Source organism: Ponticoccus sp. (in: a-proteobacteria), assembly GCF_048381735.1.
In genome coordinates, this window is record NZ_JBLXGL010000002.1 from 467795 (window position 1) to 479585 (window position 11791).

Consider the following 11791-nt stretch of genomic DNA (forward strand, 5'->3'; position numbering starts at 1 on the left):
GCGGGGGCAAGGTATACCCGACCGACAGGCTTTCGCGGCGGGTTTGGTCCGGGGTTAAGCGGTTCTTCAGAGAGTTTCGTCACAAGGGAAGGGCGAGTGCCTCGGAGGGTGACGGATGAACCTTGCCGATCGGCTGGCGGAAGAGCGGCGCGCTCGGCTGGCGGCGGAACGATTGCTGGACCTGAAACAGAAGGAGCTGTTCGAGGCGAACAAGCGTCTTGGCAAGCACGCGCTTCAGCTGAGCCATGAAATCCGCGAAACGCGCAGCGAGGTGGCGACCGTCCGCGACGAGAACCAGCGCGTGAAGAAAGAGCTTGGGCAGGCCACGCAGCACCTGGAAATCGTGACCGACCAGCTGTGGTCCGCGATGGAGACGATCCGCGACGGTTTTGCCATGTTCGACGAGGCCGGGCGGCTGGAATTGGCCAATCCCGCCTATCTGGCCACCTTCGACGACATCGAAGCGGTGCGCCCCGGCGTGCACTACGCGCAGATCCTTGAAATCATGGTCGAAGAGGGGCTTGTGGACCTTCAGGGCGAGGATCCGCAGGGCTGGCAGCTGCGGATGCTGTCGCGCTGGGCGCAGGACCCGATCCCGACAGAGACGCTGCGCCTGTGGAACGGGCGGTTCGTCAAGCTGCGCGACCGGCGGCGCCCGGACGGCGGCATCGTCAAGCTCAGCGTCGACATCACCGAGCTGATGCGCATGTGGTCCGCGGTCGAGGAACTGCCCGACGGCTTTGTCATCTACGATTCCGAAGACCGGCTGATGATGTGCAACGCGCCCTACCGCGACTGCTACCGGGCCAGCGCCCCGGCCATCGTGCCCGGCGCCACCTTCGAGGAGATCCTGCGCTACGGTCTTGAACGCGGCCAGTACGCCGAGGCGGTGGGCCGCGAGGAGGCCTGGCTCGAAGAGCGCATGACGCGCCACCGTCAGGGCGGGCAGGAACACGAGCAGCTGCTGGACGATGGCCGCTGGCTGCGTATCTACGAGCGCGAGACACGGGACGGCGGCCGCGTCGGCCTGCGCATCGACATCACCCAGATCAAGCAGGACCAGCAGCGCCTGAAAGAGGCGACGATCCGGGCCGAAGCGGCCAACCGCGCCAAATCCGCCTTCCTTGCCAATATGAGCCACGAGATCCGGACCCCGATGAACGGCGTGATCGGCATGGCGGACCTGATGGCGGACACCGCGCTGAACGAGGAACAGGCGCTCTATCTCGACACGATCCGCAACTCGGGCGAGGCGCTGCTGGTCATCATCAACGACATCCTCGACTACTCCAAGATCGAGGCGGACCGGCTGATCCTTCATCCCGAACCCTTCGACCTTGAACGCGCCATCCACGAGGTCGTGACCCTCTTGCAGCCGACCGCGCGCGACAAGGACGTGGCGCTGCTGCTGGATTACGACATGTTCCTGCCGACGCGCTTCATCGGCGATGTTGGCCGCATCCGGCAGATCCTGACGAACCTCGTCGGCAATGCGGTGAAATTCACAGTGCGGGGCCATGTCCGTGTGGGGGTCGTCGGCGTCGAGGACAGCACGGGCCGGACCGCCATTCACCTGACCGTCGAGGACACCGGCATCGGCATTTCGCCCGACAAGGTCGATCACGTCTTCGGCGAGTTCAACCAGGTCGAGGACGAACGCGACCGCACCTTCGAGGGCACCGGGCTTGGCCTTGCCATCACCCGGCGGCTGATCGAGCGGATGGGCGGCGAAATCTGGGTCGAGTCCGAGCCGGGGCGCGGCAGTTGCTTCGGCGTCCGTCTGGTGCTGCCCGCTGAAGAGCCCGCCTATGCTCCGGGGGCCAGCCTGCCCGCGCATCTGAAGCGGGTGCTGGTCGTGGACGACAACGGGCTGAGCCGGTCGATCCTGTCGAGGCAACTGGCGATCCTCGGGCTGGAGGTGACCTTCTGCCAGACCGGGGCAGAGGCGCTGGATCTGCTGGAGTTGCGCCCCGACCTGATCATCGCGGAGCAGGATCTGCCGGACATGGGCGGCCCCGAGCTTCTGGATCGGGTCCGGCGCGGCGGGCGCGACATCGCCGCGATCCTGCTGTGTGACCGGGCCGGGGATGCGCCGGGGGGCGACGAGGACGGCGGGGCGCCGGTGATCCTGCAAAAGCCCGTGGCGCGGCGCAGGCTCTTCGCGGCGCTCGAAGGGGTTCAGGCGCCGCTGGACATGGAGCCTGCGCCGGTGCCTGCGGCGGGCCTGCTGGACGTGCTTGTGGCCGAGGACAACAAGACCAACCAGCTGGTCTTCAGGAAGATGGCCGCGGGCTTCGACATCGCGCTGCGCTTTGCCAACAACGGGCTGGAGGCGGTCGAGGCCTTTCGCGAACGGCGCCCGGATATCGTCTTCATGGATATTTCCATGCCGCGCATGGACGGCAAGCAGGCCACGCGCGAGATCCGGCGGCTGGAGGGCGACGGCGCGCCGGTTCCGATCATCGCCGTCACCGCGCATGCCATGGCGGGCGACCGCGAGGCCGTGCTGGAGGCCGGGCTGACCGACTACCTGTCAAAGCCGCTGCGCAAGGCCGCGCTTGCGGAAAAACTGGAACGCTACGCCAGCCGCGACAGCGGGGACGGGGGGCGGCAAGCGTCCTGACCGGTGCCGGAAGAGCGGGCCGGGGATCGGGACCGCGCCGTCGCTGGCCTTCGCCGGACCGCCTGTCGCGCCATGCCCCCCGCGACGCGGGCGGGGGATCCGTCCTGGCGGAGAAGGCGGCGCGTCAGCTTTCGGCGGGGCGCAGGAAATGCGGGGCGTCGGGCTGCGACAGCTCGGGGCAGTGGCGATAGCCGCCCGCGTCGAAGCCCGTCAAAGCCTCTGCATCGGTCAGGCGGTTCTGGACGATGAAGCGGGCCATGGCACCCCTTGCCCGCTTGGCGAAGAAGCTGACGACCTTCGGCCCGCCGGGCTTGTCTTCCAGAAAGACCGGCGTGATCACGCGCAGGTTCAGCGCCTTCAGATCGACCGCGCCGAAATACTCCTGGCTGGCGCAGTTCACCAGAACGTCGGTGCCCACCGCCTCGGCCTGGGCGCGCAGGGCCTTGGCGGGCGCGTCCCGCCAGTAGTCGTAAAGCGATCCGCCCCGCCGTGTCTTCAGCCGCGTGCCCATTTCCAGACGGTAGGGCTGGATGCCGTCGGCGGGCCGCAACACGCCGTAGAGGCCGGAGAGGATGCGCAGGTGCTCCTGCGCCCAGTCCCGTTCCTCGGCATCCAGCGACCCGGCTTCGAGGCCCATGTAGGTATCCCCGGCAAAGGCCAGCATCGCGGGACGCAGCGCCGCGTCCTGCGGCTCGTCGGAAAAGCTGCGGAAGCGGTCCCGGTTCAGCCGGGCCAGGTCGTCCGACAGATCCATCAGCGCCTTGAGATCGCGTAGGGACAGGTTGCGCGCCGTCCGGGCCAGCCGCTGCGCGTCTTCCTCGAAGACCGGGCGCGTCATCGCGATGTCGCGGTCCTGCCAGTCCAGCCGCTTGGCCGGAGAAATCACCACCAGCATACCCGTCTCCTGTCCAGTTCGCGCCCCGGGTTACGGGTTTCGCCGCAGGAGGTCCAGCCGCTGCCGCGGGATGGCGGAGTTTTCGATGCAGGCGGGCACCGTCAGGCGTTGCGCAGCACGTCCAGGAAGGCGGCGCCAAAGCGTTCCGCCCGCCGTTCCCCCAGCAGGCGGGTGAGGCCCGCGCCGCTGTCGGGTTTCTGTTCCGCCAGTTTGGCCAGCAGCGAGGCCGAACAGGACAGCGGTTTCTCTGTCCCGTCGGCGCCGCGCAGCAGGTCGGCCTGTGCCTCGAGCAGGGCGTCGTACAGCGCGCCGGTGCCCTGCGCGGCCTGTTTGCGGCGCAGCGGGTGCAGGTCCGGTGCGCCCGCGCCGGTCAGGACCGCCAGGAAGTCGGCGCCGTAGCGGTCCAGCTTCTTCGCGCCGACCCCGGTGATCCGCGCCATCTGGTCCAGCGTCTCGGGCCGCTTTTCGGCCATCTCGATCAGGGTGCGGTCGGGGAAGATCACGTAGGGCGGCACCTGCGCCTCGCGCGCCAGCGCGGTGCGCTTGGCCTTGAGGGCAGAGAACAGCGGCGCATCCTCTTCGCTGACCAGCGCCCGCGCGGCGGGGCGGCGGTCCTGCGCCTTCAGCACGTCGCGGCGCAGGCGGATCGTCTCTTCGCCGCGCAGGATCGGCAGGGCGCGGTCGGTCATGACCAGCGCGCCGTGGCGCTCGGCGTCGGGGCGCATCAGGTCCAGCCCCATCATCTGCCGGAACACCGCATGCCACTGGCCCTTGGACAGGTCGCGCCCGACGCCGAAGGTCGGCAGGCCATCGTGGCCGCGCTGGCGGATCTTGTCGGTATCGGCGCCCATCAGGATGTCGATCAGGTGCCCGGCGCCAAAGCTCTCGCCGGTGCGCAGCGCGGCAGACAGCGCCTTGCGCACCGCTTCGGTGCCGTCGAACAGCTCTGGCGGGGTCTCGCAGAGGTCGCAGTTGCCGCAGGGCTGCGCCGCTTCGCCGAAGTAGGCCAGCAGCGCCTGACGGCGGCAGCCCTGGGCCTCGGCCAGACCCAGAAGGGCGTTCAGCCGCCCGTGGTCGGCGGCGCGGCGGTCGGGCGGGGCATTGCCCTCGTCGATCTGGGCGCGGCGCAGGCGGATGTCGTCGGGGCCGTAGAGCGTCAGCGTCTCGGCGGGGGCGCCGTCGCGCCCGGCGCGCCCGATCTCCTGGTAATAGGCCTCGATGGACTTGGGCAGGTCGGCGTGGGCGACCCAGCGGATGTCGGGCTTGTCGACGCCCATGCCGAAGGCGACGGTGGCGCAGACGATCAGCCCGTCCTCGCGGGCAAAGCGGTCCTCGACGTGGCGGCGGTCGTCGGCCTCCATCCCGCCGTGGTAGTGGCAGGCCGGGTGACCGTCGTCGCGCAGCGCCTTGGCGATGGCCTCTGTCTTGGCGCGGGTGCCGCAGTAGACGATGCCGGACTGGCTGCGCCGGGCGGCGGCATAGGACAGGATCTGCGCGCGCGGGCCGTTCTTGGGCTGGAAGGCCAGCGTGATGTTGGGCCGGTCGAAGCCCCGCAGGAAAGTGCGCGGCGCCTGCCCGTCGAAGAGCCGCGTGACGATCTCCTGCTGCGTTTCCACATCGGCGGTGGCGGTGAAGGCGGCGAGCGGCACATCCAGCATGCGCCGCAGCTCGCCGATGCGCAGGTAGTCGGGGCGGAAGTCGTGGCCCCACTGGCTGACGCAATGCGCCTCGTCCACGGCGATCAGCGAGACGCCCGCCTCGGCCAGCATCCGCTGCGTGCCGGCATTGGCCAGCCGTTCCGGCGCGAGGTAGAGCAGCTTCAGCGAGCCGTCGTGCAGGGCGTCCCAGACCGCGTCGGTCTCTTCCGGCGTGTTGCCGGAGGTCAGCGCCCCCGCGACCACGCCCGCCTCGCGCAGCCCGCGCACCTGGTCGCGCATCAGGGCGATCAGCGGAGAGATCACCACCGTCACGCCCGAGCGCATCAGCGCGGGCAGTTGAAAGCACAGGGATTTGCCGCCGCCCGTGGGCATGATGGCCAGCACGTTCTCGCCGCCGGCCACGGTTTCGACGATCTCGCCCTGACCGGGGCGAAAGCTGTCGAAGCCGAAGATGTCCTTCAGAAACGCCTCTGCGGGCGGCTGATCCTTTGGCATGGGCCTGTCTATATCTTGTCTCTGCTCAGCATCGACAATCCCACATTGAGATTCGGTGAATCAACCCCCGAGATGGGCGGGCCGGAGCCGCCGGCGCAGAGTTTTCGACGAAAACTCTGCGCCGGGCGAAGTCTTCGTCGAAGACTTCGGGGCGCGCCGGTCAGTAGCCGAAGAACAGACCGGCATTGTTCTGCAGGACGATGCGGATCGCCAGAAGGCCCAGCAGCGCGATCAGCGGCGCCAGGTCCAGCCCGCCCATCTGCGGCAGGATCTGGCGGATCTTCGAATAGATCGGTTCCAGCAGGCGGTTCAGCCCGTCCCAGATCTGCGCGACAAGCGGCTGGCGCAGGTTCAGGACCTGGAAGTTGATCAGCCAGCTCATGATGACATGGGCGATGATGATGAACCACACCACGTCGAGGATCAGCATGATGATCTGGAAAAGGGACTGCATCGCGGGCCTTTCGTCATGAACCGGGTCGGCGCAGACCTAAGCATGGTGGGGGAAAAGGGCAAGTGTGCCGCAGGGTTGCGGTTGACGCGGGCGCCGCAGCGCGGCAGCGAGGGCACAAAGGAGACCCCCCGCATGTATCCCTTCTTCCGCCTCCTCAAGGACGCCCGCCGTGCCAGGGGCATGCCCCGGCTTGGCCTCTTCGACACCCATGTCTCGCACCACCGGTGCCTGCCCTGGGATCTCGACCCGTGGAACGAGCTCAACAACGGGCGCACGCTGACGATCTACGATCTCGGGCGCATTCCCTTCGCGATGCGGACCGGGCTGATCGACGTGCTGAAAGAAGAGGGCTGGGGGCTGACGGTGGCGGGATCGGTGGTGCGCTACCGCCGCCGGGTGCGGATGTTCGACCGCATCGAGATCCGCTCGCGCTTTCTGGGCTGGGACCGGCGCTTCAGCTACATCGACCAGAGCATGTGGCGCCCGGACGGCGACTGCTCCAGCCAGGCGGTCTTCCGCACGGCCTGCACGGATCGCAACGGGATCGTCGCGCCCGAGCGGGTGATGCAGGCGATGCGCCACGCCGAGCCCTCGCCGGCGCTGCCGGACTGGGTGCAGGGCTGGATCGCCGCCGAGGATCAGCGGCCCTGGCCCCCGGCGCGGGGCTGAGACGAAGGCGGGCGGCAGCACCGGACCCATCGCACTGGACAGCCCCCCGCCCCGGATGTTCTATCGCGCCAGGCAGACGGGGGCAGGCATGGGCACTTCACCAAGAAAACGCATCTGGGGCTGGATGTTCTTCGACTGGGCACAGCAGCCCTATGCGACGCTGGGCCTGACCTTCATCTTCGCGCCCTATTTCGCGGCGGTCGCCACCGACATGCTGATCGCGCAGGGCAGTGCCGTCGACGATGCCAAGGTCGAGGCGCAGACGCTCTGGTCCTCGGCGCAGACCGTGGCCGGGCTGATCATCGCCTTCTCGGCCCCCTTCCTGGGCGCCTGGGCCGATGCCTCGGGGCGCAAGCGGCCATGGATCCTTGTCTTCACCGCCCTTGCCGTCGCCTGCGCGGCATCGCTGTGGATGCTGATGCCCGACGGCTCGAACCTGATGCTGGCCCTTGCGCTGTTCTGGCTGGGCTTCGTCTGTTCCGAGGTCGCCTTCAACCTCAACAATGCCTTCCTGCCGGAACTGGGCACCCCCGAAGAGGTCGGCCGCATATCCGGCGGGGCCACGGCCTTCGGCTATTGGGGCGGCGTCGTCGCGCTGTTCCTGATGCTGCTGTTCTTCGCCGAGAACGAAAGCGGCAAGACGCTGATCGCGCTGGCCCCCGCCTTCGGCCTCGACCCCGAGACACGCGAGGGCACGCGCTTTGTCGGGCCCTTCATCGCGCTGTGGTTCGCCGTCTTCCTGATCCCCTTCATCCTCTGGACCCGCGAGAACCCGGCGCTGGACCGCGCGCGCCCGAAGTTCGGCGCGGTGCTGGGCGGTCTCTGGGCCAGCATCCGCCGCGTGTCCAGGCAGCCCTCGACCCGCGCCTTCCTGCTGTCATCGCTGTTCTACCGCGACGCGCTGACGGCGCTTTACGCCTATGGCGGCATCTACGCCCGGCAGGTGCTGGACTGGGAGACCATCCAGATCGGCGTCTTCGGCATCATCGCCGCCGTGGCCGCGGCGGTGATCTCGTGGATCGGCGGCATCGCCGACCACAAGCTGGGGCCGAAGCCGGTGATCGCCTTCTGTATCTGGGCCATGATCGGCGTCGGCGCGATCATTGTCGGCATGTCGCGCGAGCAGATCTTCGGCATCCCGCTGGCCGAGGGATCGACCCTGCCCGATACCCTCTTCTACATCTGCGGCGCGGCCATCGGCGGCGCGGGCGGGGCGCTTTACTCGGCCTCGCGCAGCATGATGGTGCGCCACACCGACCCGCATAATCCGGGCGAGGCCTTCGGCCTCTTCGCCTTTGCCGGCAAGGCCACCGCCTTCCTTGCGCCCGCGCTGATCACCGCCTTCGGGATTCTCACGAATTCGAACCAGCTGGCCTTTCTGCCGGTGATCCTGCTTTTCCTCGTGGGGTTGTTTCTGCTACGCTACGTCCATCCAGACGGAGCACGAGCAGCATGATCCGCACCCTGATTTCCCTTTCGCTGGCCGCGACGCTTTTGTCGTGCGGCCCCGCCCCGCGCGACATTTCCGGCGCCGTGATGCACACGCCGACCCGCGTGATGGACCCGGTCCTGTCCTCAAAAGAGGCCAAGCAGCTGTTCGGCGCCAAGGCCGGGCCCTCGCCGCAGGCACCCGCCCCGCATGGCTCTTACGCCAAGGGCTGCGTCGCCGGGGGCGTGCAGCTGGCCGAAACCGGCCCGACCTGGCAGGCGATGCGCCTGTCGCGCAACCGCAACTGGGGCCACCCCGAGCTGGTCGATTACGTGCAGGACCTCAGCCGCAAGGCCGCGCAGCAACCCGGCTGGAACGGGCTTTACATCGGCGACATGAGCCAGCCGCGCGGCGGACCGATGCTGACGGGCCACGCCAGCCACCAGATCGGGCTGGACGTGGACATCTGGATGCTGCCCGCCGACACTCTGACGCTCTCGGCCCGCGAGCGCGAGAACATCTCGTCGATCTCCACCCGCCGGTCCTCGGGGGCCTATACCAACAACAACTGGACCCGCGCGCACCACGAGATCCTCAAGGCCGCCGCCTCGGACCCGCGCGTGGCGCGGATCTTCGTCTTCCCCGGTGCCAAGGTGCAGATGTGCAACGACGAAAAGGGCGACCGCGCCTGGCTGCGGAAGATCCGGCCCTGGTACGGGCACCACTACCATTTCCACGTGCGCCTGAACTGCCCCAGGGGCGCCAGGGGCTGTGTCGATCAGGCCGCGCCGCCCGCCGGGGACGGCTGCGCCGACGCGCAGGCCTGGGTGAACAATATCCTCAACCCGCCGCCGCCCGACCCCAACGCCAAGCCCGCGCCGCCCAGGCGCGAACTGACCATGGGCGACCTGCCGAACGCCTGCGCTGCGGTTCTGGCCGCGAACTGAGCGCCCCGTGTTTCCGCGTTTCACACGCCGTCTTGCGGCGCTCTTCGTCTCGTGCCTCTGGCTGACGGCCTCGGCGGCGCAGATCACCCCGGCGGAATACCTCGGCAGCTATACCTGGAGCGCGAAGACGCCGGGCTTCGGCGGTTTCTCGGGCCTCGAGGTTTCCGACGGGGGCAGGGGCTTCACCGCCATCTCGGACCGCGGCGCCCTGGTGACGGGGCGGTTCCGGCGCGCAGAGGGCCTGATTGCCGGCGTCGACGGCGCGGCGCTGACCCCGCTGGGCAATGCCTCGGGCGGCGCGCTGTCCGTCTACCTCTCCGATGCCGAGGGGCTGGCGATCGACGGGCAGGGCCGGATCTTCATCTCCTTCGAGGGCGCCCACCGCGTCTGGGCCTACCACAGCCTGTCCCGCGCCGACCCGCTGCCCGTGGCCCCGGCCTTCAGGGCGATTCCCAACCCGAACGGCGGGCTGGAGGCGCTGGCCGTGGACGCAGAGGGGCGGCTCTACACCATGCCCGAGCGCTCGGGACAGCTGACGCGGCCCTTCCCCGTCTACCGCCTGGAGGGCGACACATGGGAGCAGCCCTTCTCCATCCCGCGCTCGGACGGGTTTCTGGTCGTCGGGGCGGATTTCGACGATGCCGGTCGGCTCTACGTGCTGGAACGCGGCTTCTCCGGCTTCGGCTTTCGCAGCCGGGTGCGGCAGTTCACGCTCGAAGGCGACCGGATCGCGCGGGACGATACGCTGCTGAGCACACATACGCTGCGCCACGACAACCTCGAAGGCCTCTCGGTCTGGCGCGACGCGGCGGGAGATATCCGGCTGACGATGATCTCGGACGACAACTTCCAGCCCATCCAGCGCACCGAATTCGTGGAATACCGCGTCCGGGAAGGCCTCTGAAGCGAGACCGTCCAGGGCCCGCGCGTGGAACCGGGAAACCGTGCCGCGCAAGGCTCCGAGGCCCCGTCTTCTTCTGTCCGGAAATATCCCGGGGGGCTCCGCAGGAGCGGGGGCAGAGCCCCCTCCGGCCCCCGACACACAGACCGGCGCCATCGTGGCGCACGACGCCTGCGCGCCAAGTGTCCCGACGACGGACCTGCCCCCACGCCTGTCCGTCGCCCGCCGTGCCACGGGTGCGCCGGGCGCAGACCGCAGGACCCTTGCCACAAGGGCGCGGCCCCGGTATAGCCCGCCCGTCCGCAGCGGCGGGCCAAGTCCCCGCAACCTTGCAAAAACGGGTCCAATCATGACGCGCAAGCATATTCCCGGCATCCTTGCCATGGCCGCCATCGTGCTGGCCTCGAACATCCTCGTCCAGTTCCTCTTCGGCAACTGGCTGACCTGGGGGGCCTTCACCTATCCCCTCGCCTTCCTCGTCACCGACCTGATGAACCGGCTTTACGGCGCCGCGGCGGCGCGCCGCGTGGTCGTCGCGGGCTTTGTCGTGGGGGTCGTCTGCTCGCTGATCGGCACGCAGATCGTGCTGCAGGGCGACGGCTATACCTTCCCCGCCGTGACGCTGCGGGTGGCGCTGGCCTCGGGCCTGGCCTTCCTGACCGCGCAGATGGTCGACGTGGCGATCTTCGACCGCCTGCGCGGGGGCAAGTGGTGGCGCGCGCCGCTGGCCTCGACGCTGGTCGGCTCCTCGCTCGACACCGCGATCTTCTTCACCGTCGCCTTTTCCGGCGCGCTGACCGTCCTCGAGCCCGGCAATGACGTGTCCTGGGCGGGCGAGGCCCTGCCGCTTCTGGGCCTGGGCCCGGTGGCGCCGCTCTGGGTTTCGCTGGGTCTCGCGGACTGGCTGGTGAAGCTGTCCCTGGCACTGATCGCGCTGGTGCCTTTCAAACTGATCGTTTCGAAGGCAACGGAGACCCGAAACTTCGCATAGTCGGTAAAAAAGGCTTTGTGGATGCAGGATTGCGTGCAACGCTGGTCTTGCGTTTTCAACAGCTGAAAGGAGGTGATCCAGTGTCGAGAGAAGCATTGGAGAAGGGTGTCGGAACAGTGCGGGAGGACGCGCTCTAGGGGCAGACCCCTGGGGTGACAATCCCCGGATTGGCAGCGCCTAACCGGCCCGCCTCCGAATTCTCGAAGGGCCGTCCCACGGGGCGGCCCTTTTCAATGCACCACAGCGGCCCATCTTTCGCACATGCTCCGGATCAACGAACGCATCACCATCGAGGACTGGGAACTGACCGAGCAATTCGTGCGCGCGTCCGGTCCCGGCGGTCAGAACGTCAACAAGGTCTCGACCGCTGTCGAGCTGCGGTTCGAGGCAGAGCGGTCGCCGAACCTGCCGGCCCCGGTCAAGGCGCGGCTGCGCCGGATCGCGGGGCGGCGATGGACCAAGGAGGGCGCGCTGGTGTTGCAGGTGGAGGACACCCGCAGCCAGGCCCGCAACCGCGAGATCGCGCGCGACCGGCTGGCAGAGCTGATCCGCAAGGCCCTGGAAACGCCGAAGCGGCGGATCGCCACCAAGCCGACACTGGGATCGAAGAAGCGCCGCCTGAAGGCCAAGAAGGAGCGCGGCGAGGTCAAGGCCCTGCGCGGGCGGGTGGAGCCGGATTGATCCGGCGGGCAGCGGGGGCTCTGCCCCCCGGCCTGCGGCCTCCCCCCG

At 68.7% G+C, this 11791-nt stretch carries 10 protein-coding genes; 7 read left to right on the forward strand and 3 right to left on the reverse strand.

Annotated elements, in window-relative coordinates; translation table 11 throughout:
- Positions 1-115 precede the first annotated feature (115 nt).
- Entirely contained in the window at positions 116-2623 is a 2508-nt protein-coding gene (locus ACN5KJ_RS06515; protein WP_418592754.1) for a response regulator, read from the forward strand.
- Between the two features lie 124 nt (positions 2624-2747).
- Here the strand turns inward: ACN5KJ_RS06515 and yaaA are convergent, their stop codons facing one another.
- The 3 genes from yaaA to ACN5KJ_RS06530 all read right to left on the reverse strand — a co-directional run bounded on the left by yaaA (position 2748) and on the right by ACN5KJ_RS06530 (position 6125).
- Complete coding sequence (yaaA, locus tag ACN5KJ_RS06520) at positions 2748-3518, reverse strand: peroxide stress protein YaaA (RefSeq protein ID WP_347167990.1); 771 nt, start codon at positions 3516-3518, stop codon at positions 2748-2750.
- 101 nt (positions 3519-3619) lie between these two features.
- Positions 3620-5671: a DNA helicase RecQ gene (gene recQ, locus ACN5KJ_RS06525; RefSeq protein ID WP_418592756.1), complete on the reverse strand. Its 2052-nt coding sequence runs from the start codon at positions 5669-5671 to the stop codon at positions 3620-3622.
- Positions 5672-5831: 160 nt separating this feature from the next.
- The gene (locus ACN5KJ_RS06530) at positions 5832-6125 is read right to left on the reverse strand and encodes a YggT family protein (protein WP_418592758.1); all 294 of its coding nucleotides are present in this window, start codon (positions 6123-6125) and stop codon (positions 5832-5834) included.
- Between the two features lie 132 nt (positions 6126-6257).
- Here ACN5KJ_RS06530 and ACN5KJ_RS06535 point away from each other — a divergent pair, with 132 nt between their 5' ends.
- The 6 genes from ACN5KJ_RS06535 (at position 6258) to arfB (ending at position 11743) form a co-directional block, all read left to right on the forward strand.
- A complete protein-coding gene (locus ACN5KJ_RS06535) occupies positions 6258-6794 on the forward strand; it encodes an acyl-CoA thioesterase (protein WP_418592759.1) in 537 nt (178 codons plus the stop codon).
- 88 nt (positions 6795-6882) lie between these two features.
- On the forward strand, positions 6883-8250 hold the full coding sequence (locus ACN5KJ_RS06540; protein ID WP_418592760.1) for an MFS transporter: 1368 nt from the start codon (positions 6883-6885) through the stop codon (positions 8248-8250).
- The gene (gene mepA, locus ACN5KJ_RS06545) at positions 8247-9170 is read left to right on the forward strand and encodes a penicillin-insensitive murein endopeptidase (RefSeq protein WP_418592761.1); all 924 of its coding nucleotides are present in this window, start codon (positions 8247-8249) and stop codon (positions 9168-9170) included. The genes ACN5KJ_RS06540 and mepA overlap by 4 nt, the downstream gene beginning before the upstream one ends.
- A 7-nt stretch (positions 9171-9177) precedes the next feature.
- Positions 9178-10074 carry an esterase-like activity of phytase family protein gene (locus tag ACN5KJ_RS06550; RefSeq protein ID WP_418592763.1) on the forward strand — a complete coding sequence of 299 codons (897 nt, stop codon included), beginning with the start codon at positions 9178-9180 and terminating at the stop codon, positions 10072-10074.
- A gap of 346 nt (positions 10075-10420) precedes the next feature.
- On the forward strand, positions 10421-11062 hold the full coding sequence (locus ACN5KJ_RS06555; RefSeq protein WP_418592765.1) for a queuosine precursor transporter: 642 nt from the start codon (positions 10421-10423) through the stop codon (positions 11060-11062).
- 261 nt (positions 11063-11323) lie between these two features.
- On the forward strand, positions 11324-11743 hold the full coding sequence (gene arfB, locus ACN5KJ_RS06560) for an alternative ribosome rescue aminoacyl-tRNA hydrolase ArfB (RefSeq protein WP_418592766.1): 420 nt from the start codon (positions 11324-11326) through the stop codon (positions 11741-11743).
- The last annotated feature ends 48 nt before the right edge of the window (positions 11744-11791 follow it).